This is a genomic window from Methylomonas sp. HYX-M1, from assembly GCF_040741385.1.
Classification (GTDB): Bacteria; Pseudomonadota; Gammaproteobacteria; order Methylococcales; family Methylomonadaceae; genus Methylomonas; species Methylomonas rhizoryzae.
In genome coordinates this window covers 717,494-737,875 of sequence record NZ_CP160405.1, presented here as the reverse complement: position 1 = coordinate 737,875, position 20,382 = coordinate 717,494, and the positions used below count along the sequence as shown (strand labels likewise).

Here is a 20,382-nt window from a genome sequence, read left to right as displayed (position 1 = left end):
AGTATTGTTCTAAATGATAAAATAGTTCTATCTCCAATATATTGCACTGTCCCCATGCGCGGCGCCGACATTACTCAAGAAGACCTGTTCAGTTACCGAACCCTGGAAAGCCGGATTCCCAAAAAGCATCCGCTACGCAAGCTGCGTCAAGTGGTCGACTTGTTGCTCGCCACGCTAAACGACGAGTTCGACGCGCTCTACGCTCGTCGCGGTCGAGATTCCATTCCGCCGGAACGCTTGTTGCGCGCCAGTTTGTTGCAAGTGCTATTTTCCATCCGTTCGGAACGGCAACTGGTGGAGCATATCGACTTCAACCTCTTGTACCGCTGGTTTGTCGGCTTGACGATAGATGACGAGGTGTGGGATCACTCGACCTTCAGCGCCAACCGCGACCGTTTGCTCAACGAACGGATCAGTCGTTTGTTTTTCGAACGGGTACTGGCCTTGGCGGAGTGGAAACAGCTGATCTCTGACGAGCATTTCTCGGTGGACGGCACGCTGATTCAAGCTTGGGCCTCGCACAAGAGTTTCGTCAAGAAAGACGGCTCGACCCCGCCGCCGGAAGACGGCGGCCGCAATCCCACGGTCAACTTCAAAGGCGAGAAACGCAGTAACGAAACCCACGCATCACGCACCGATCCCGATGCCCGGTTGTACAAAAAGAGCGAGGGCGACAAGTCTCAGCTGGCTTTCCTCGGTCATGCCTTGATGGAGAACCGTAATGGCTTGGTCGTCGACGTCGAAGTCACCCAGGCCACCGGCACCGCAGAACGCGAGGCGGCCCATGCCATGGTCAAACGCACGATCCACAAACCGGGCGCGACCTTGGCCGCCGACAAAAATTACGATACGCAGGATTTTGTCGCCAAGTTACGCCAGCGCAAAGTCACGCCGCATGTCGCCAGCAAAGACAAAGGCTCCGCCATTGACGGTCGCACAACCCGGCACGACGGTTACCGTAAAAGTCTCAAAATCCGTAAGCGGATCGAAGAAGTCTTCGGTTGGGCCAAGACGGTCGGCCCGCTACGCCAAACCAAGTTCCGGGGTTAAAGAAGGTCGCCGCGCAAACGATTTTTACCTTTGCCGCCTATAACCTGACGCGCATGGGTACCATTTTCGGCTGGCGATACAGTACCGCCTAGGCGGTGGTGCGCCTGAAATCCGCCAAAAGGCGGAATTTAACGCCCTTCGGGGCGAATATAACCGGCTAAAACCGGTTTTTGAGGTGTGATCGGGCTTCCAGAAGCCCAACAAAACCAAAAAATGGTTTTGAAGCCGAAGGCATATAGGCAAATTTCAACACCCTGTTAGAATTCACCCTATTAGCAGGCGTTTTTTCCAGGCATGGATAAATTGGCTGGATTTTAAGCGCAGCGATGTGCTCACTGCCGTATTTACGCAGTGATAGGTGGCGGGCTTTGAGGGTTAGAAATCAGTCGCTAGCCGGCGGCGAGTTTGGCGTAGGTGGCTTCAAAGGCGATGAAGCCCGGGCAGAGCTGCGAGAAACGCAGCTTGAGCCGGCGGCCACTGCGGATGAGTCGCGCGGCCAGATACATGAGTTCCTGGACCACGGTTTTGATGCGGCGCCGCTTGGCAGGATGTCTGACCGGGCTTTCTTCGCCCAGCAAGCCGATCCAGCGCAGGATGTTGTAACTGTAAGCACTGAGCGTCATGATCAGATCGTTGGTGGCGAATTTGCCGGATGGGAGGCGCTCAATGTCCGGATCGGTCTTGAATTCGCTGTGAAATTGTTCGGCAGTGGCATGGTCGCGGTACAGGGCGATGATCGAGGCGTCGTCGTAGTCGGTTGTCGGCAGACTGGTCCACCAGCCTTCGATTTCGATGTCCGGCATCAGCAGCCATTGGCCTTGCGGCGTCATGGTGCGCTCGGTCATTTGCATGACTCGACGGCAGGTATAGGTTTTGCCGTGTCGAGTCTGTTCATCCGTGACGCTAAACAGCGCCACCCGTTTGCCGTCGCGCGGCGGGGTCCACTGGCCGTGTTGTTCGGCGTAGGCCAGCCAGGCGTCGGCATCCTGTTTGCGCGGGTTCCATTTGATGATGAAGTCGACCCTATCGGCATCGTGTAAGTCGATGCGATTGTCGAGCGCGTCGTGACCGCCATCCAGGTGCACCAGCAAAGGCAAAGCGGTCAAGCGTTTCGCGGCGGCGAGTCCACGCTCCAGCGCATAGCGGAATTCGTATTGGCAATGCTGCTTGCCTTCGCGCAGTTCGTTACCGATGCACCAGCCCAGATACAGGGCAATCGAGGCATACCTAAAGGGCATAAATAGCCATCGAAGCCTTTGTAGGTTCGGGAGACGCCTTCCTTGCGGTTTTTTTCGTTGTTCATGGGATAGACGTCGATATCCAGCGCGACATGGCCGGTGGCTAACGGCGTGACCGGCACCTGGGCATGGGCCAGAAAATCGAGGTTGCTTTGATAAACGATCGGCAATAGGGCCTAGGCGTGTTCATCCAGGCGTTGTCTGAGACGGGCACTGGACGGCACTTGATCAATGGCCAGCGGCTTTGAAATACTCGTCGTCGCGATGGTTTTCGATGGCTTCGAAATCGCTTTTGCCCAGGCACAGTGTGCCAATAATGCTTTTGATCATATCGGCGTGAGAAATACCGTGCCGCAACGGAATACCTTTTTCCAAGGCCTGATTCAGTTGGCCGTACCGATTCAAACATAAACCGACCAAGGCTAAACCGGAATGGCTGGTATAAAATTCAGTTTCAGACTGCTCCAGAATAAACCGCTTCATGACTCACTCGCTGGGTGAAAATGGAATGCGCGTATTATCCAATATTATATCTTATAAATCAATATGATAGAGTCTTATGCGCCTTGTTAAGTCACGGATTCAGGAATAACACAACGATGCATCACTACTTCGACTCAGATAAACTAACCGAATGACTGATCATCGCCTAATATTGCTTCATTTGCCACCTTACAGTCCCGAGCCCAATCTGATCGAATCGTCTGGAAACACGCCAAACACCACTGGCTTCGATTCATCACTCGGTCGAAAGAACAATTACGCGAGGGAGTCACAAAACCTATGAATTCCGTCGACCATCAATTTAAAATCTATTTTACGCGATTCTTAAAATAAAAAAACAACACACTATTATCACAGATAATATACCACATAAATCACAAAAACTCGAGTGCCATTAACCATGCCAAACATTTATTTTATAATAAAAACGCATTACATTTCACAAATGCATATAAATGTATGGCTCGATCTCCAATCAGACCTTCGAGTTGCAAGATGCATTATTTTACTAAACAATGAAAACAACTCTCTGTCACATTTCATACAATATTTATTTGACGAAATAAAGAATGACATATTTACTTTCACATCAGACTCATTTCGAGATTTAAATCTTCCAGTCACACCATTCGAACCAGCCTCTATTAATAGCTGGAGGAATGGCGACTATGGCACGTATTTAGTAAGAACATTATTACCCGATCTAAAGCCAACTGATTGGATAATACAGATAGATAATGACATTATTTTAGCCGGCGGCACATGGAGCCAATTTTTTGATCTTGTAAAATTTGATTCAATTGAGTTTTTTTCTAAAACTATCCGACACGTCAACGCTGATTGGCCACATTTCGAAGCTGCTCGGCATTACTATGGACAAAACAACGTGTATCAGACACTTTTCGGGCTGCAGGGCTACACTGTTTCATTAGTTGATTATTTGTTTTCTCAAAGACGTCAAATTGCGGAATTTTACTCTTCAATTTTAGAAAAAATTAATTTAAATATAAAACAATTGGATAAAATTCAAGCCAATAAGTACTGGCCCTTATGTGAAGCATTTGTTGGCTCTGAAATTATTAAAACAAATGTAGCAAGACAAGATATGGAAACCGACTACCCAGAAATGTTCAAAACTTTCGTATATAGTGAAAAACTCTGGCCAAAACCAGGCGAAAGATTTAACTATAAAGGACTTAGACTTGTACACCCTGCCAAATGTCCTGTTTATTGCGCCTATGGGGATTGAAAGTGATAAATCTAGTATCAAGCAGCTACAACTAACCAAGTCATTAAAGCAGAGTCATTGAACGAAGCTTATTACCTTATCGTATAATTAAATATAAATTTACCAAAAGCATTTACCTACAATCCTCTTTAACTTTTATTTAACTACATCATGAAAGCAGTAATCCTAGCCGGCGGGCTTGGCACTCGCCTCAGTGAAGAAACTGACACTAAGCCCAAGCCCATGGTAGAAATTGGCGGAAAGCCAATACTATGGCACGTAATGAAAACCTATTCCGCACATGGCATAAATGAATTTATTATTTGCTGCGGCTACAAAGGTTATATTATAAAGGAGTATTTCGCAAATTACTTTCTACATACTTCTAACGTCACTTTCGACATGCAATCCAATAAAATGCACGTCCACGAAAGCAAGGCAGAACCTTGGAAAGTAACATTAGTTGACACAGGCGATAAAACCATGACCGGAGGTCGATTGAAGCGTGTCAAGGAATATGTACAAAACGAAGAGTTTTTTTGTTTTACTTATGGGGACGGTGTTGGAGATATTGATATTTCCAAACTTATTAAATTTCATCGGGAACAAAAAGTCTTAGCCACCTTAACAGCTACCCAACCACCCGGTCGCTTCGGCGCACTGGCCTTAAAAGGCACCAAAATAGAAGGATTCCAAGAAAAGCCCCAGGGGGACGGGGGCTGGATCAATGGCGGCTTTTTCGTTTTGTCGCCTAAAGTGATTGATTATATTAGCGACGACTCAACAATTTGGGAAAAAACTCCAATGGAACTACTAGCAAAAGACGGCCAACTGGCGGCTTACCAACACTCTGGCTTCTGGCAACCCATGGATACTTTACGCGATAAAATTCATCTGCAATCATTGTGGCAGTCTGGTAGCGCTCCCTGGAAAATCTGGCAATGACTAATTTTTGGAACAACAAAAACGTGCTATTAACCGGCCACACCGGTTTCAAAGGCGGTTGGTTAGCACTTTGGCTCAAGCAGCAAGGCGCAAAAGTCACTGGTTTCGCACTTGAACCGGCGACCACACCTTCACTATTTGAAGTCGCTAAAGTAGCAAATAGCATTGATTCGGAAATCGGCAACATTTGCGATTTAGAATCAGTAAAAAGTATATTCTTACAAACACAACCGGACATTGTGTTCCATTTAGCCGCGCAACCCCTAGTTCGTTATTCTTATCAAGCTCCGGTAGAAACTTATGCCACTAATGTAATGGGAACTTTACACGTCTTAGAAGGAATTAGATCAGTAAACAGCGTTCGCGCAGCTGTGATGATTACAACGGACAAATGCTACGAAAACAAAGAATGGCACTGGGGATATCGTGAAAACGAGCCCATGGGAGGCTTTGACCCTTATAGCAGTAGTAAAGGCTGTTCGGAATTGCTAATTTCTTCATATCGTAACTCTTTTTTCCCAACCCACCTTTATTCTGAGCATAGAACTGCAATAGCCAGCGCGCGCGCTGGCAACGTAATAGGCGGAGGCGACTGGTCTGAAGACAGGCTTATCCCCGACATCATAAAAGCACTTCAACGCAACCAAACTATATACATCCGCAATCCTCACGCGATCCGTCCCTGGCAACATGTACTTGAGCCATTATCTGGTTACCTGATGCTGGCAGAAAAACTCTATTGCGAAGGAGCTCCATATGCAGAGGCTTGGAATTTTGGCCCTTACCATCAAGACACTAAACCTGTTGAATGGATAGCCAGGCGAATGTCTGAATTATGGGGCTCGGACACTCCGTGGCAAATTGACAATGACAGTCATCCGCATGAAGCCCATTATTTAAAGCTTGATTGCAGCAAGGCAAATTCCCTATTGAACTGGAAACCTGCGTGGTCGCTTACAACAGCGTTACAAGCAATTGTTGATTGGCATAAAGCCGAAATTACCGGCAATAATATGCAAGAATTTTGCTTAGCTCAAATCGCAGCTTACCAGCAATCCGCGACAACTCTAGGAAATGAACATTATGAGCACAAAAATACTAATTAAAACTGTCCCTGAAAACGGGAACTTGTTGCTAGTGTTACCCGAATTCTCTAATCAACAAATCGAAATCCGAATTTCACCCGTTACTCAAGAGAGAGTACCTTTTTCTGATGAAACAGCAATACGACAGCCCCAGCAAGGGTTCGCTCAATCTGTGCTAGCCGATGCTGCCGAGGATATCTGGAATGACCTTTGAAACTTCAATTAAACGTGGCGATATCTGCTTGTTGCCGTTTCCATTTGATAACCTGGCTAGCCGGCAAAAACGCCCTGCGCTAGCATTATCTTCCGCTGACGAATATGGTGAAATTATATTTGCCTTTATTACAGCAAGCTCGAATAGCAGTTCGACATCAATAAAGCTAGAAGCAGAACATTATGAAAACAACTTCACACCGTTACCACATTCCGGTTATTTACATATTAATCAGCACGTTCGTTTAAACCAGAACATTGTTATAAAAAAAATATCTCGACTCACCGATAGATTTTTAGAATATTTATTCCGCCAATTAATATTACAACATATTCCTGCATTTAGCGAAATAAAATATAAGTCCACACCATTTACACCAACCCTACAACACATTCCTGTTTCAGGAAAAGTACTCGGCGATAGAGAGCTAACATTATTAGTCGAGTCGTCTCTGGATGGCTGGTTAACAACAGGCAGGTTCAACAAGGCTTTTGAAAAAAAGTTAGGACAATTTATAGGAGTTAAACATTTATTAACCACTAACTCCGGTTCTTCGGCAAATCTTCTAGCCTTAGCTGCACTAACATCCCCAAAATTAGGCGATAGAGCGCTAAAACCAGGTGATGAAATTATTACAGTTGCAGCAGGCTTTCCAACCACTGTTAACCCCGCACTTCAATACGGCTTAATTCCTGTTTTTGTCGACGTTGAATTAGGTACTTACAATATAGATACAGATAAAATTACTTCCGCAATCAGCGATAAAACACGGGCAATTATGCTGGCTCACACATTGGGCAATGCATTTAACCTAGATGAAATAATACACTTAGCACGTAAACACAATTTATGGGTCATAGAAGACTGCTGTGATGCATTAGGTACGACTTATTCCCCAAGTAGAGCTCTTACCGATTATAAGGGAAAGCCTATCGAAATCGGCAAATCATACCATGTCGGTACTTTCGGGGATATAGGCACACTTAGCTTCTATCCAGCTCACCATATTACTATGGGTGAAGGAGGGGCAGTATTTACTAACAGTGGTATATTAAAACCAATTATTGAATCATTTAGAGACTGGGGGCGTGATTGTTATTGCGCGCCGGGAGAAGACAACTCCTGTGGCAAGCGTTTTTGTTGGCAATTAGGAGATTTGCCCAAAGGCTACGATCACAAATACTCATATTCGCATGTTGGCTATAATTTAAAAATTACCGACATGCAAGCAGCCGTTGGATTAGCACAATTGGATCAATTAGAAGCTTTTATCGAAAAACGTCGTGCGAACTTTTCATATTTGTATAACGCCCTAAACGACCTAAAAGATAAAATCATCCTTCCCAAGGCAACACAAAATTGTAATCCATCCTGGTTTGGTTTCCCCATAACCATTCGAGAACATGCCGATAAGAAAAGAGTTGACTTATTACAACATTTAGATAGTAAAAATATAGGCTCGCGCTTAATATTTGCCGGCAACCTTATTAGGCAACCGTATTTTGAAAATCAGCCACACCGCATAGTCGACAACTTGACTAATACCGATTTAGTCATGAACAATAGCTTATGGATAGGTTTAGGTCCCATGCTGAATAAAGAAATGCTCGATTTTATGATCAGCGAACTAAAGGCCTTTTTTCAATCATGAGATCTGTTTTAATCACGGGGGCAACAGGTTTTTTCGGTAGTCATATTGCAGAAGTGCTACTGAATCATAATTATCAAGTTGCAGCATATTATCGAGAATCAAGTGACTTTTGGCGCGTATCAGCAATACGCTCTTCTATTAATTGGTTTAACATTAATAGCGAACTAAGCCGGCCATTCGAAAGTAAATCCGGCATTTCTCACATCATCCATGCAGCAACTAATTACGGCCGCAATTCAGAGTTAAACAGTGCATTAATAGAAACCAACTTATTATTCCCTTTAAAGCTACTGGAATTAGCCAATCAATATAACGCTAAAACCTTTTTCAATACTGATACAGCCTTACCAAAAACCGTTAACGCCTACTCGCTATCAAAGCATCAGTTTAGCGAATGGTTAAAAAAATCCGCATCTAATACAAAGATTTTTAATATAAAACTAGAACACATTTACGGCCCCAAGGATGATAATACTAAGTTTGTCACATACATAATTAACGAATGCTTACGCAACATAGACTGTATCAATCTAACAAGAGGGGAACAAAAACGTGATTTTATTTATGTCACTGATGCTGCAAATGCCTACCTTAGTTTGTTGGAAAACTATCAAAGAATCAATGACAATTATTGCGAACTAGAACTTGGCAGCGGTGAGGGAATACGCATTAAAAAACTAGTGGAGTTAATTCACGAGCTTACAAACTCTAGTTCTATCTTAAAGTTTGGCGCGTTACCTTATCGGGAAAACGAATCTATGGAGAGCGTAGCAAATTGCATTATTTTGAATAAAATCGGCTGGAAAACCAAACACAATCTTATCCAGGGATTGATGGAGCTAATTAATTACGAAAAGAAAAAAATATAGCCACAAAATAACCATAAAATGCTAGCGCAATTTACAAGATGGGTCGAAAAAACTCACACCAAAGTCGATTAAAACTTACTAATAATAGTAGCCAACTCTTTGTTTGACTCAATTCCTTATCTTTAGATTACTATCAAACACATACAACAGCACTAAGCGACATTAAGTTTTACTAGCCAATACTTTCTCATGCGCCAATACAACCCTCGTAAACGGATATTAGTTACCGGCGGTGCCGGATTTCTCGGCTCACACTTGATTGACCAGCTCATCAATAACGGGGATGAAGTTGTCTGTGTGGATAATCTTTTTACCGGCACTAAACGCAATATCGAACATTTATTCGACAATCCGCGCTTCGAATTCCTACGTCACGATGTAACCTTTCCGCTTTATATCGAAGTCGATCAGATCTACAACTTGGCTTGCCCGGCCAGCCCTATACATTATCAGCACGACCCGGTAGCGACCACCAAGACCAGCGTACACGGGGCAATCAATATGTTGGGCTTGGCCAAACGTTTGAAGGCCAGAATTTTTCAGGCCAGCACCTCCGAGGTATACGGCGATCCGACCGTACATCCGCAAACGGAGAGTTACTGGGGAAATGTGAACCCCATCGGCAGCAGAAGTTGCTACGACGAAGGCAAACGTTGTGCCGAAACCTTGTTTTTTGATTACTACCGCCAACACAATTTGGATATTCGCGTAGTCCGTATTTTCAATACCTACGGTCCCAGGATGCATCCCAACGACGGGCGGGTGGTTAGTAATTTTATCGTCCAAGCCTTACGCGGTCAGGACATTACCTTGTATGGCGATGGTCAACAAACCCGCAGTTTTTGCTACGTCGACGACATGGTGGACGGGTTTATCCAATTTATGAATTTGCAGCCCGGCCCGGCTAGCAACCAGCGATGCCCCGGCCCTATCAACCTTGGCAACCCCGGCGAATTTACCATTCGGCAATTGGCGGAAAAAATCATCGACCTCACCGGCACCGGTTCCAAATTGGTATTTCGACCGTTGCCCGAGGACGACCCGATGCAGCGTAAACCGGATATAAGCAAAGCCAAGGAATGGTTAGATTGGCAACCTACCGTCAACCTGGACGCAGGCTTGATCAAAACGATAGCTTATTTCGATGACCTTTTAACCGCCGACGACGCGGTTTGACCGGCTTGCCGTTACACGGCGAAATTGAGTCCTACATAATACTCGCGGTTTTTCGGCATATCGTACACCCTAAGGCCGGTAGCGGACTCGATTGCGGCAATGACTTCCGCTAGCCGCTCGGCTTGGTCGCTGGCCAGTACAAACCACATATTCAATGCGTGGCTGCGCGCGTAATTGTGCGCTACTTCGGGAAAACTGTTGACGATGCGGGTCACTTCGTCGAAACGCTCCTCGGGGACTTTAAGCGCCGCTAGAGTAAGCGCGCCGCCCATCTGCTCGGCGTGGTACATGGGACCAAACCGGGACAGTACTCCGTCGGCCTGCATTCGTTGCAACCGCAGCAATAAGTCGTTTTCGTCCACTCCCAGTTGTTCTGCAACCTTTAAAAAAGGAGAAGCGCAAATCGGGAAACCTATTTGCAGCCGGTTCAGAATGGCCCGGTCTATCTCATCCATAAGCGGCGACCGGATTTGAGGCCGGAATTTGCGGATTGGCGCCGTTTGTCGCTCCTTGGTTTAATCGGGCGTATTGTGCACCGCGCTGTTTGAAGCAGCGAGCGCTGAACAACATTTCGAACGGATAGGCCTGCAATTGGCACTCGTCTTGTAGGTGTTGCCACTGAACCCAAACGGCATCCCGGCTTTTACCGTGTATCATGCAGTACAAGTTATACGGCCAAACGCCTGGGTAACGCGGTCGCTGGTAACAGAGATTTACGCAGTCGTAGCGGCTGATAAGCCGGCCAACTTGATCCACCTGACTGTCGGGAATATCCATCACTATCATCGCATTCGCCCGGTAACCCAGTGCTCGGTGCTGCACAACCACCCCCCAGCGCTTGATCAAACCGCATTGGCGTAAACGCTGTAGTCGCTCCAGCACCTGTCCTTCCGTCAAACCGATCTTTTCGGCGATCAGCGCGTACGGCCGGGCCGCAACAGGCAAACCGGCTTGCACTGCAGCAATCAACGCGAAATCTTTAGCATCTTCAATCATGCAAATCCAGTTCGAAGCCTAAGTCGATGAAATAATCGGCCAACATCGGCAGAACCATTGCCGAATAGCCGGTTTGCAATTCAATGCGCGCAACCAGCTCGTCCAACCGGTTTTTATCTTCGGCAATTAGGACAAACCACAAATTGAAGCGGTTTTCCCGTTCGTAATTGTGATTGACTTGGGGTATCGCACTGACGACGGCGGCAACCCGCTCCAAATCGTGATCAGGAATAGCCATAGCCACCAAGGCGCTTTTTCCGATTGCATTTGGGGTGATGACGGGTCCTATGCGACTAATGGCATTACACTCGGTCAATTCCGCAAATGCATCTAACACTTGTTCTTCGTCAACACCTAACTGCTGGGCAATTTCGTTAAACGGCGCGGAACTCAGCGGAAAATCCTGCTGAAAATCGTTTAGCAGCCGCTTATGCAAGGGCGAAAGTTTCATAAGCCGATTTTATGGGCGCGAGAGGAAAAAAACACGCCGCTCGGTTTGCGCGCATTTAAGGCGGCGGCTTCCGCAAAGCTTTCGGTATCGTAAATCGCTACCTTGTCCTCGTCGCGCAAGGCCAGCCAAACCCGTTCGCCTCGCGGCGTGAATTCCATATGCATCACCGCTTTGCCGGGGCTCAACGTTTTGATCACGCTAAAATCCTTAACGTCGATCACTTGCACGGTTTGATTGTCCGGAAAAGCAAAATTGACCCATACCTGACGTCCGTCCGGTCTAGCCATTACGAACACCGGCTGCCCGGCTACCGGTATGCGCTTGTACAGTTCCCAGTTGCGTTTGTCGATCACCAAAACCTCGTGTTGGCCCATCGCCGGAACCAGCAACCAGTCGCCGGCTTGCGCCCAACCTTCCAGATGAGGCATCTTATAAACCGGCAACTGCTCGTCATCCTTGCCGTAGCTTTGCAAAATGTGCCGAGCGCCGATTTCGGGCTGCCATAAATCCAATAAAGCCAAGCCTTTTTCTCCAAAAAGCCCTGCGGCATAAAAATGACCATCGGGCGTCAATAAGGCATCGTAAGGCTGTTTGCCGACATCCTTAAAGACCTGCAACTGCGGGTGGCGCGGATTATGGGCATCGATCAACCAAATCCGGCCGGCATCGAACAAACTGCAAACAAAGCGTTGCCCGGGCGCGTCGACCAAGCCGACTACCTTGGACAACTTATCCTCGCTTTGACTATCCTCGCCGTAAACAGCCGGTATGTCGGCAAGCTGTTCCAAACTATCGGCCGCAAACAATTTGACCCCGCCCGGAGCATAATTGGAAACCGCAATGACGTTGCCGTCCTGGGAAATCGCACCGCCTATGCTGTTGCCGGCTTGCACGATGCGCTTGTCGATCACGTCCTGCAGCAAGTCGATCTTGGTCAAGCCGCCGTCGCGCCCGAACACGTAGGCGTAGCGTTGATCGCGGGAAAATACCACCGAGGCATGCGATAAATCGCCCAAACCTTCGATACGGCTCAGCATCGCCGGCCGGCTGGTGTTGACGATCTGCACGCTACCGGTTTCGCGTTCGATAATCACGCCCAAATCGCCGCTGCCGCGAGGCTCGGCAGAGGCCGAAGCACCGGTTAGCCAGAGCGCCGCCAGTAAAACTTTCCCTATGCGTAATGTCATCGTTGCCGCCTAATCATTTATAAGCTAACGCGCATGAAAGCACGGCCAATGCAAGTCAACGTGGCTATGTCGTTAGTCTTTCGAGCGCCTGCCATTTCAGAGTAATCCATAACCTTAAACATAGTCCGCTAGCCGCGCGGCATTCCTGCGCTTCTAATCGTATTGCCGGCCGTTATGCCGTATCCAGCCGTGCGCATGCCGTTGCGCGGGGTCCCGGTGAGTCCAGTGCAGCGTGCCGCCTTTCTCGCTCCATTCGTATTCTCCGAACAGCTCGACACTATCGCCGGTTTTCAGGTTTTCGACCCGCGGGGCCAGATCGATATTATGCGCTACCAGCAATGTTTGTCCGTTCGCCAACCTAACAATGAATTTTTGATGACGGCTACCCTGATTGTCGTCGGGCAAGCGCTTGACGATGGTGCCCTTGAGTTGGATCTGAAAATCGCTACGATGCGACTGGAAGGCTTGGGCAACCACTTGCTCCGGTGCTAAAGCGCTATCCGCACCTACTGGCACCGACAAAACCGCACTGATGGCCAGCGCCCCTATCAACACTCTAGCAAAACTATTCATAACGCCACTCCCGCGGCACAAAGCTTAGTGATTTTGTTTAGGGTTGGCGCAAGCGCTGCACCAACCATTCGGTTTCGTCGGAACTTAGAAAAGTGTTCCACGGCGGCATCGCCGTGCCCGGCCTGCCGTGCAGTATCACGGCAACTAATTCGGCGTCGCTTTTAGAAGCCAAAGCTTCCGGCATCAGCGAAGGCCCTAGGCCGCCTTTAGGCGGCAAGCCGTGGCAGGAACCGCAATCGTGCTTTAGCAAATCGATCAATTCTTGCTGCCGCTGCAAACCGGGCTCGGCCGCAACGGCACAACTACCGATCATGATAGCCAAGCAAACCAACTGTCTCACGGTTTTAAATGGCCGTAATAACTGGCGACATCGTTAATCTGCGCATCGGTCAGCGAACCGGTTATCGCATTCATAATATCGGACGGTCTGGTTTTATCCCGATACTGTTTCAACGCCATTTTCAGATATTCGACATCCCGGCCGGCCAACGGCGGAAACGGTGCATCCGCGCTAGGAGAACGTATGCCGTGGCATTGAGAACAGACTGCCGCCGCCCTGCTTTGCCCGGCAAATAGGTTAGCCGCTTGGGCCGTACCGCCGGCAGCCAACCCCAACAACGTAATCGCAAACACTTGCTTAATCATTTGCCGGCCTCCATTTCATCCGGGGACAAACCGCGGGTCATGTATTTGACCCGGCCGCGCGAGAAAATACCGGCCGGACTTTCCATCGGAACAGACGCGACTTTTTCCAGCGAGTGCGAATCGTAAACCACCACTTCGTCGCCGTTATAGCCCGCGCTAATGTACAAAAATTTGCCGTCGGCGCTGTATTCCGGGAAGTAGGCGTGGCCGCCGACATCCAGGGTTTTGACAACTTCAAGCGACTTTTTGTCGATCAACTGCACGGTACGAGCACGTCTGTCCTTGCTGATGATGTCCACTGCGACATAAGGCGCGTTGGCATGAGCGGCCGGCGATTCGGTGCCGCCGGAAACCGGCACTTGCTTGACCACTTCCATTTTGTCCAAATCCCACACGCTGACCACCATCTTGTCGCAGTCGCCGAAATTGGTGCCGAAGCCCAAGGTACGGCCGTCCACCACCACCGCCGAACCGCCACCGACGTGCGGCACGCAACCGGCCGGCAATTGCTTGATCAATTCGCGTTTTTCCAGATCGATCGCCGCGACGATACTGTCGTCATAGGACGCCACCATCAGCTTTTTGCCGCCGTGGGTCAGGAACGCATCGTGCAAATGGCGGCCGACTTTTTCGATTTTGGTGACCGGAAAGCCTTCTTTTTTATAATCGACAATCCAGACCTGACCGGCGTTTTCCAAGGCAATAGCGAAAATATCGGCGTACGGCGTGCCGATGATCATGCCGGAATCAGACGACACGTGTTTGCCGTCCGGATCGATGCCTTCCAGTTCGAAGGTTTTCAACGGTTCCAGCGTGTCGGCATCCAGGATCACGGCGTTATGCGGCACGAACGAGCCGGCCATGATGTATTTGCCGTCGCGCGACACCCCCATACCGGGGCCGTTCCAGCCGGTTTTGATGCTGCGCACCGCTTTCATCGAATACAAATCGACCTTAAAAATCTCGGCGGTATCGGTTTTGACGTAAGCCCAGCGCGGATTGGCCGGATTGAAGTCGATAATATGCGCCGCTGTGCCGGTCGCTACTTCGCCAACCGGCTGATGGGTAACGCTATTGATGAAAATGGCTTTGGAGCCCTCGCCGCGACCGTATTTGCCACGTGCGGCCACTCCGATCAGATTGTCCATGCTATCGATTTGATAGCCGGGTTTATCCGGTAAAGTGCTTTCGTCTTTGACGTAAACCTTCAGCGACTTTTTCATGTCATCCAAAGTCCAAGCCGGATTCGGTTGCTTAGGCGTGCTTTGCAGGTGTTTAATGACCCCACGGATTTCGTCGTCGCTCAACCTACCGTAAAACGGCGGCATCAACGTATCGAAGCTTCCGGCCATGACTATGGTGCGCAATGCGGTGGGACTGCGACCTTTCAACGTTTCGGCGTTCAAAGCCGGCGCCAGATAGCCGCCGTGGTCGGAGCCGTGGCAACTGGCGCAATTATCCTGGTACAACCGGTGCATGTCGTCGGAATTCGCTGCCGCGCTCAGGGAGAACAACAAAGCGGCAATGGCGCCGGCCAGCACGGATTGATTCAGTCGTTTTATAGTTGTGGTTTTCATTTACAATTCCTGTAATCCGTCGTAAAAAAAGAAGAGCCAAGCCGGGGCATTAAACCATAAATGCAGGAGCGGAACAGCGCTCGCTCTATTGCGTCAAGCAATTCTCGGCATGGCTCCAGGCCGAATGTCACAAAGTAGTTTCGAATCGATATTTAAGCACTATAATAAGATTTGTCAATTTTCTTTCCAAATATATTTGCATCGCCGTTATGCCCGAAACCGACATCTACGAACTCATCGAATGCATGACCTCGCTAATACGCTCGGAAGAACGTAAGAAATGCACCGAACTCGGCTTGCAGCCGGTACATTTTCAAGTCTTGAATTATTTGTCGCGCGCCAATCGCTTCAGCAACACCCCTGCCGCAGTCGCCAACTATCTGGGCATGACCCGCGGTACCGTTTCGCAATCGTTGATCATTCTGGAAAAAAAAGGCTTTATCGAAAAAGTGCCGGATGCCAGCGATCGCCGGGTCGTGCATTTGCGCTTATTGCCCGACGGCGCGGACGTATTGAGACAAGCGCGTCCTTCGGATTTATTTTCCAGCGCCACCGACATTTTGCACAGCAGCGCCCCGGCCCCCGCGGACGCCAATGTGTTTCAACAAGCGTTGACCGCGTTGCAAAAAGCCAACCAATCGCAATCTTTCGGCGTCTGCAAGACTTGCCGCAACTTCAGCGAAAAAGACGGTGAATTTTTTTGTCAACTCACGCAAGAAAAACTCAGCGTTGAGGACAGCGAACAAATTTGCCAAGAACACAAGCCGGTTTGATCGTTCGGTACCATCGCTAACATGACAATCGCCCGCATCGCCATAACTCCCGGCGAACCGGCCGGCATAGGTCCCGAGTTGTGCGTGCAATTGGCGCAACTGCCGCACCGTTGCCAGCTAATCGCGATCGGCTGCCCGGAATTATTACGGCAGCGCGCTAAAAAACTGGGTTTGCCGCTAAATCCGGTACCTTTCGAAGACGCCGCCCCTGCCCGCATCGCACCGCCGGGCACGCTGAGCATTGTGCCGGTCGACATGCCGGAACCTGCCGTGTGCGGCCGCCTTAATCCCGCCAATAGCGACTACGTCATCGAAACGATTTGGCTGGCCACCCAAGGCTGCCTGCAACGGCGGTTCCAAGCCATGGTCACCGCACCGGTCCACAAAGGCGTCATCAACGACGCCGGCATCCGGTTTAGCGGCCATACGGAATTTATCGCCGAACAAACCGGCGGCACGCCGGTCATGATGCTGGCCACTCCCGGTTTGCGAGTTGCCTTAGCCACCACCCACCTGCCTTTGTCTGAGGTCAGCGCCGCCATCACCGAACATCGGCTGGCCCATGTCATTCGCACCTTGGACCACGATCTGCGCCTGCGCTTCGGCATCGCCAATCCCAGGATATTGGTGTGCGGCTTGAACCCGCATGCCGGCGAAGGCGGCCATTTGGGCAGAGAAGACATGGACGTGATAGAACCCACGCTGGAAAGCTTGCGTACCGAAGGCTTGCATTTATACGGGCCGCTGCCGGCCGACACGCTGTTTACCCCGAAATATCTGGAGCACGCCGACGCGGTGCTGGCCATGTACCACGACCAAGGGCTACCGGTATTGAAATATAAAGGTTTCGGCCAAGCCGTCAACATAACTTTGGGCTTGCCTATCATCCGCACCTCGGTCGACCACGGCACTGCGCTCGACCTAGCCGGCTCGGGTAAAGCCAATTTAGGCAGTTTGCAGTTCGCGTTGCAAACCGCCTTAGAAATGATCCAATCTAAATAACCGATTATGAACCATCAAGCGCGCAAGCGGTTTGGACAGAATTTTCTGCACGATCACAGCATCATTAACGACATCTTGAGCTACGCTCATCCGCAACCGGGCGAGCATTGGGTGGAAATCGGCCCCGGCCTGGGCGCCCTGACTAATCCCCTGTTAGCAAGCGGCGTTGACTTGGACGTCATCGAACTGGATAGGGACTTGGTCGCCCGCTTACAAAAGCAATTCGCTACCAACCCCAAAATCGCCATACATAGTGCCGACGCTTTGCAATTCGAATTTAGCAGCCTGGCTAAAAACGCGGAAAAACTGCGGATCATCGGCAATCTACCCTACAACATTTCCACCCCGCTGCTGTTTCACTTGCTGGAAACAACCTGCTGCATAGAAGACATGATCTTTATGCTGCAAAAAGAGGTCGTCAACCGCATTTGCGCCCAAGCCGGCAGCAAGCAATACGGCCGTTTGAGCGTAATGATCCAATATTACTGCGACGCCGAATGGCTGTTCGACGTACCGCCGGAAAGCTTCCACCCGGCCCCGCAAGTCATGTCCGCGATTGTACGCCTGACTCCCCACGCCGCGCCGCCGGTACCAATAGCCGACCTGTCCGCTTTCGGGACTCTGGTGACTCAGGCGTTTTCCCAACGCCGCAAGACGCTACGTAATTCCTTGCGCAATTTCATATCGGCGGATGAACTCAGTGCACTCGGCATTGATGGCGAATTGCGGGCCGAAGCCATCACGCTGGCGGAATTTGCCAAAATCGCTAACGCCCTAGCGTCTAAAACCGAGCATTGAGCCCCCCGAGCCATTCGAGGCGATCGACAGCATGGCCGCGTCTAATCCGGCAGCACTTGTAATACCGCACCATCCGTATCGCCACGCAACGGCACGGCCCGACCATCTTGCCAAAACGCTTGCTGATCGGCATAGTGAGCCGACAAGAAATGTCCGGATTGCCCGCCCGGCATCTGCAGCAGCGCATCGTCCGGATGAGCGGGCGATAAGGCCAAGCGCTCACTGGCACCGTGCCCGCTACCCATCACCATCACACAAACGCTGGCGCACCCGCCGCTGTCAAAACTCGGCATATCCAGCCATTCGGCTAACTGAGGCAGCGTTTTACTAAAAGGATGCTGTAAATCGATGCGCTGAGTCTCGCCCCAAGTCAAGCGAGACGGTTCGCGATGGGGGTATTGTTTGCGGAGCGCTTGGCCGGTTTGCCGCAGTGCCGCGATTATCATCCGCGTCCAATCGTCGCGATATACCGTCGGCAAAAAGCCTTTGGGCCGCTCGCTTAACAATTGGCGCAACGGCGTCTCCATTTCCCGCCAGGCGTACCTAAACTCCGGATCGTAAGCTTGCCCGGCAGCCACGACCCGTGCAAATACCGTCTCCGCCAATTGTTTACGAAACTCCGCGACAAAAGCCGCACCCAAGCTTTCGGCCCGCATATAACCGTCCCAAACCGTTAAAGCTTGTTGCGCCTCCCGTAATTCCCGGTCTAGGTCGGCTACAGCCTGCAATTCGCGCAGCCCCAGTTCCCGGTAAAAATCCAAGGCGGCGCTGCGGCTATCGAGTTGAATGGCCAGCATGTCCCGCTCGGTAAACACTTTATCTTCACCCAGCAATTCCGCGATACGATAAGCGCGGTAGCTCAGGGCCCAGTTGTGCCCGATCACATAGGGATAGCCGCTACCGAGGGTGCGGTTGTTGGCGGTCGCGATAAAGCCCTCAGGCGGATCGTACAATCGCGGCAATTCTTCCGGCGGAATGAATCCCTGCCAGCTCACCGTTCCGTCGGCCCAAGCGCGGACCTGTAGGCCATCGAAACCGACGCGTTTAGGAAAGCGCCCCATATAGGTCCAACCGATGTGACCTTCGTCATCGGCAAACACCACGTTCTGCGGCGGACCGCCGGCTCGATTGATGAGCGCCATCGCGTGCTTAACGTCTTGTGCGGCATCGAGATCGATCAAGCCCAAATCCACGCCGCCCCGCTCCAGCGCCGTCCATTTAATCGCGACCGGCTTGCCTAATAGCGGCTGATCGGAAACCGGGCCCCAAATCGTGTCTTGCAGCGTCAACTCAATATCGCTGCCGCCTTTGACTTTGATGGTTTCGTTATGACTGTCGAACGGCCGCCAACCTTGCGGGGTACGGTAAGCACCCGGATGTTCGGGATCTGTTTCCAAAGCAATCAGATCCAACAAGTCGGCGGTAACGTTGGTGAAGCCCCAAGCCACGTGCCGGTTAGCTCCGACGATGACGCCGGGCACGCCGGGCAAGGTCACTCCGTACACCTGCCGATCTTGATAGCGCAAATCGGCGCGGTACCAGATGTTCGGCACGCCCAGAGTCAAATGCATGTCGTTGGCGACTATCGCCCGTCCGTCGGCCGTTTTACTGCCGGCTACGGCCCAGTTGTTGGAGCCGGCTACGACATTTTCCAGATCGACGCCTGCTTGCGCGAATTGCACGAACGCTTCCGGTAAAGCGACCAACGCCGCTATCGGCACGGATTGGCTAGCGCGGCGCGGCGCGGCTCCTCCGACCAAAACCGTGGCGTAAAGATCCGTGTCCGGCGTCAGGAAGCTAACCAAGTCTGCCGGCATTGCGCGCTGCATGACGCTGACCATGCGCTCGTCCTGCTCTTGACCGTTGAGCGTCTGAAACATCGCCAAAATCACCAAAATGCTATCCGCCGCTTGCCAAGGTTCCGGACGAAACCGCAACGCCAAAAACTCCGGCGGCAATACGCCGGTTTGCTGCAGATAAGCGTTAACCCCTTCGGCGTAGGCCGATAAGCCGCGCCGCTGCGCATCGGGTAAATCGGCAACGATTTGCCGGGCCGTCCGTGAAAATTGGTAAACCCTTTGCTTGCGGTCGATAGACACAGCCGGCGCGCCGAACAATTCCGCCAAACGCCCGGCCGCTTTCCTACGCATCAGTTCCATTTGAAATAACCGGTCGCGGGCATGCCAATAGCCCAAAGTGCGGAATGCATCTTCGCGATCGGCGGCGCTGATATAGGGCACGCCCAATTGATCGCTACGCACCTCGGCTGCTGCACGCATTCCCGGCAATCGCGCCTGCCCGGCGCGTTCGGGTATGGAAGCCGCCAACAAGCCATAGGCCGCCGCGGTAACGAAAACAACGGCAGTCAGACTGACTAACAAGACATTACGCATCATGAGTGCTTAGTTGAAACCGGAGAA

General features: G+C 50.5%; 18 protein-coding genes and 2 pseudogenes. 10 read left to right on the top strand and 10 right to left on the bottom strand.

The window, feature by feature from the left end:
- The first annotated feature begins 54 nt into the window (after positions 1-54).
- Positions 55-1,142: pseudogene (locus AB0A83_RS03500) on the top strand (IS5 family transposase).
- Positions 1,143-1,439: 297 nt separating this feature from the next.
- Here the strand turns inward: AB0A83_RS03500 and AB0A83_RS03495 are convergent.
- A pseudogene (locus AB0A83_RS03495) lies at positions 1,440-2,771 on the bottom strand (IS1380 family transposase).
- 421 nt (positions 2,772-3,192) lie between these two features.
- Here AB0A83_RS03495 and AB0A83_RS03490 point away from each other — a divergent pair.
- From AB0A83_RS03490 to AB0A83_RS03465, 6 genes are all read left to right on the top strand, one after another.
- Positions 3,193-4,041 (top strand): hypothetical protein, encoded by an 849-nt coding sequence (locus tag AB0A83_RS03490; RefSeq protein WP_150046766.1) that lies wholly within the window; start codon positions 3,193-3,195, stop codon positions 4,039-4,041.
- Positions 4,042-4,191: 150 nt separating this feature from the next.
- Positions 4,192-4,965, top strand: a complete 774-nt coding sequence (rfbF, locus tag AB0A83_RS03485) for a glucose-1-phosphate cytidylyltransferase (protein ID WP_150046763.1) — start codon at positions 4,192-4,194, stop codon at positions 4,963-4,965.
- Positions 4,962-6,071 (top strand): CDP-glucose 4,6-dehydratase, encoded by a 1,110-nt coding sequence (rfbG, locus tag AB0A83_RS03480; RefSeq protein WP_150046761.1) that lies wholly within the window; start codon positions 4,962-4,964, stop codon positions 6,069-6,071. The genes rfbF and rfbG overlap by 4 nt, the downstream gene beginning before the upstream one ends.
- Positions 6,072-6,253: 182 nt before the next feature.
- Entirely contained in the window at positions 6,254-7,915 is a 1,662-nt protein-coding gene (gene rfbH, locus AB0A83_RS03475) for a lipopolysaccharide biosynthesis protein RfbH (RefSeq protein ID WP_367155409.1), read from the top strand.
- Complete coding sequence (locus AB0A83_RS03470; protein ID WP_150046756.1) at positions 7,912-8,784, top strand: NAD-dependent epimerase/dehydratase family protein; 873 nt, start codon at positions 7,912-7,914, stop codon at positions 8,782-8,784. Before rfbH ends, AB0A83_RS03470 begins: the two co-directional genes overlap by 4 nt.
- Before the next feature lie 189 nt (positions 8,785-8,973).
- Positions 8,974-9,960, top strand: coding sequence for a UDP-glucuronic acid decarboxylase family protein (locus tag AB0A83_RS03465; RefSeq protein ID WP_150046754.1), 987 nt, complete (start codon positions 8,974-8,976; stop codon positions 9,958-9,960).
- Between the two features lie 11 nt (positions 9,961-9,971).
- Here AB0A83_RS03465 and AB0A83_RS03460 read toward each other — a convergent pair whose 3' ends face one another.
- From AB0A83_RS03460 to AB0A83_RS03425, 8 genes are all read right to left on the bottom strand, one after another.
- Positions 9,972-10,415 carry an Lrp/AsnC family transcriptional regulator gene (locus AB0A83_RS03460; protein WP_150046752.1) on the bottom strand — a complete coding sequence of 148 codons (444 nt, stop codon included), beginning with the start codon at positions 10,413-10,415 and terminating at the stop codon, positions 9,972-9,974.
- Complete coding sequence (locus tag AB0A83_RS03455; RefSeq protein WP_367155407.1) at positions 10,408-10,956, bottom strand: AsnC family transcriptional regulator; 549 nt, start codon at positions 10,954-10,956, stop codon at positions 10,408-10,410. The genes AB0A83_RS03460 and AB0A83_RS03455 overlap by 8 nt, the downstream gene beginning before the upstream one ends.
- Positions 10,949-11,407 (bottom strand): Lrp/AsnC family transcriptional regulator, encoded by a 459-nt coding sequence (locus tag AB0A83_RS03450; protein ID WP_190303235.1) that lies wholly within the window; start codon positions 11,405-11,407, stop codon positions 10,949-10,951. The genes AB0A83_RS03455 and AB0A83_RS03450 overlap by 8 nt, the downstream gene beginning before the upstream one ends.
- A complete protein-coding gene (locus tag AB0A83_RS03445; protein ID WP_367155406.1) occupies positions 11,404-12,594 on the bottom strand; it encodes a cytochrome D1 domain-containing protein in 1,191 nt (396 codons plus the stop codon). Before AB0A83_RS03445 ends, AB0A83_RS03450 begins: the two co-directional genes overlap by 4 nt.
- A gap of 153 nt (positions 12,595-12,747) precedes the next feature.
- Positions 12,748-13,167 carry a DUF3465 domain-containing protein gene (locus AB0A83_RS03440; protein ID WP_150046748.1) on the bottom strand — a complete coding sequence of 140 codons (420 nt, stop codon included), beginning with the start codon at positions 13,165-13,167 and terminating at the stop codon, positions 12,748-12,750.
- 37 nt (positions 13,168-13,204) lie between these two features.
- Positions 13,205-13,480, bottom strand: a complete 276-nt coding sequence (locus AB0A83_RS03435) for a cytochrome c (protein WP_150046746.1) — start codon at positions 13,478-13,480, stop codon at positions 13,205-13,207.
- Between the two features lie 23 nt (positions 13,481-13,503).
- The gene (locus tag AB0A83_RS03430; protein ID WP_150046744.1) at positions 13,504-13,812 is read right to left on the bottom strand and encodes a c-type cytochrome; all 309 of its coding nucleotides are present in this window, start codon (positions 13,810-13,812) and stop codon (positions 13,504-13,506) included.
- Positions 13,809-15,389, bottom strand: a complete 1,581-nt coding sequence (locus AB0A83_RS03425) for a nitrite reductase (protein ID WP_150046742.1) — start codon at positions 15,387-15,389, stop codon at positions 13,809-13,811. The genes AB0A83_RS03430 and AB0A83_RS03425 overlap by 4 nt, the downstream gene beginning before the upstream one ends.
- Before the next feature lie 209 nt (positions 15,390-15,598).
- On the opposite strand from AB0A83_RS03425, the gene AB0A83_RS03420 reads away from it, so the two are divergent.
- The 3 genes from AB0A83_RS03420 to rsmA are packed head-to-tail and all read left to right on the top strand — an operon-like array spanning position 15,599 to position 17,962.
- Positions 15,599-16,162, top strand: a complete 564-nt coding sequence (locus AB0A83_RS03420; RefSeq protein WP_150046741.1) for a MarR family winged helix-turn-helix transcriptional regulator — start codon at positions 15,599-15,601, stop codon at positions 16,160-16,162.
- A 21-nt stretch (positions 16,163-16,183) separates the two neighbouring features.
- Positions 16,184-17,164: a 4-hydroxythreonine-4-phosphate dehydrogenase PdxA gene (pdxA, locus tag AB0A83_RS03415; RefSeq protein WP_150046739.1), complete on the top strand. Its 981-nt coding sequence runs from the start codon at positions 16,184-16,186 to the stop codon at positions 17,162-17,164.
- A gap of 6 nt (positions 17,165-17,170) precedes the next feature.
- The gene (gene rsmA, locus AB0A83_RS03410; protein ID WP_367155405.1) at positions 17,171-17,962 is read left to right on the top strand and encodes a 16S rRNA (adenine(1518)-N(6)/adenine(1519)-N(6))-dimethyltransferase RsmA; all 792 of its coding nucleotides are present in this window, start codon (positions 17,171-17,173) and stop codon (positions 17,960-17,962) included.
- Between the two features lie 41 nt (positions 17,963-18,003).
- On the opposite strand, the gene AB0A83_RS03405 is transcribed toward rsmA, so the two are convergent.
- Positions 18,004-20,358 carry a penicillin acylase family protein gene (locus AB0A83_RS03405; RefSeq protein WP_232056761.1) on the bottom strand — a complete coding sequence of 785 codons (2,355 nt, stop codon included), beginning with the start codon at positions 20,356-20,358 and terminating at the stop codon, positions 18,004-18,006.
- Between the last annotated feature and the right edge of the window lie 24 nt (positions 20,359-20,382).

What these genes read in the sequence shown, in the direction of transcription:
- AB0A83_RS03430 (WP_150046744.1), bottom strand. Translation starts at nt 13,812, where the DNA reads ATGATTAAGCAAGTGTTTGCGATTACGTTGTTGGGGTTGGCTGCCGGC.
- AB0A83_RS03460 (WP_150046752.1), bottom strand. Translation starts at nt 10,415, where the DNA reads ATGGATGAGATAGACCGGGCCATTCTGAACCGGCTGCAAATAGGTTTC.
- pdxA (WP_150046739.1), top strand. Translation starts at nt 16,184, where the DNA reads ATGACAATCGCCCGCATCGCCATAACTCCCGGCGAACCGGCCGGCATA.
- AB0A83_RS03420 (WP_150046741.1), top strand. Translation starts at nt 15,599, where the DNA reads ATGCCCGAAACCGACATCTACGAACTCATCGAATGCATGACCTCGCTA.
- AB0A83_RS03425 (WP_150046742.1), bottom strand. Translation starts at nt 15,389, where the DNA reads ATGAAAACCACAACTATAAAACGACTGAATCAATCCGTGCTGGCCGGC.
- rfbF (WP_150046763.1), top strand. Translation starts at nt 4,192, where the DNA reads ATGAAAGCAGTAATCCTAGCCGGCGGGCTTGGCACTCGCCTCAGTGAA.
- AB0A83_RS03450 (WP_190303235.1), bottom strand. Translation starts at nt 11,407, where the DNA reads ATGAAACTTTCGCCCTTGCATAAGCGGCTGCTAAACGATTTTCAGCAG.
- AB0A83_RS03405 (WP_232056761.1), bottom strand. Translation starts at nt 20,358, where the DNA reads ATGATGCGTAATGTCTTGTTAGTCAGTCTGACTGCCGTTGTTTTCGTT.
- rsmA (WP_367155405.1), top strand. Translation starts at nt 17,171, where the DNA reads ATGAACCATCAAGCGCGCAAGCGGTTTGGACAGAATTTTCTGCACGAT.
- AB0A83_RS03435 (WP_150046746.1), bottom strand. Translation starts at nt 13,480, where the DNA reads ATGATCGGTAGTTGTGCCGTTGCGGCCGAGCCCGGTTTGCAGCGGCAG.
- AB0A83_RS03490 (WP_150046766.1), top strand. Translation starts at nt 3,193, where the DNA reads ATGCCAAACATTTATTTTATAATAAAAACGCATTACATTTCACAAATG.
- AB0A83_RS03455 (WP_367155407.1), bottom strand. Translation starts at nt 10,956, where the DNA reads ATGATTGAAGATGCTAAAGATTTCGCGTTGATTGCTGCAGTGCAAGCC.
- rfbH (WP_367155409.1), top strand. Translation starts at nt 6,254, where the DNA reads ATGACCTTTGAAACTTCAATTAAACGTGGCGATATCTGCTTGTTGCCG.
- AB0A83_RS03470 (WP_150046756.1), top strand. Translation starts at nt 7,912, where the DNA reads ATGAGATCTGTTTTAATCACGGGGGCAACAGGTTTTTTCGGTAGTCAT.
- AB0A83_RS03465 (WP_150046754.1), top strand. Translation starts at nt 8,974, where the DNA reads ATGCGCCAATACAACCCTCGTAAACGGATATTAGTTACCGGCGGTGCC.
- AB0A83_RS03445 (WP_367155406.1), bottom strand. Translation starts at nt 12,594, where the DNA reads ATGACATTACGCATAGGGAAAGTTTTACTGGCGGCGCTCTGGCTAACC.
- rfbG (WP_150046761.1), top strand. Translation starts at nt 4,962, where the DNA reads ATGACTAATTTTTGGAACAACAAAAACGTGCTATTAACCGGCCACACC.
- AB0A83_RS03440 (WP_150046748.1), bottom strand. Translation starts at nt 13,167, where the DNA reads ATGAATAGTTTTGCTAGAGTGTTGATAGGGGCGCTGGCCATCAGTGCG.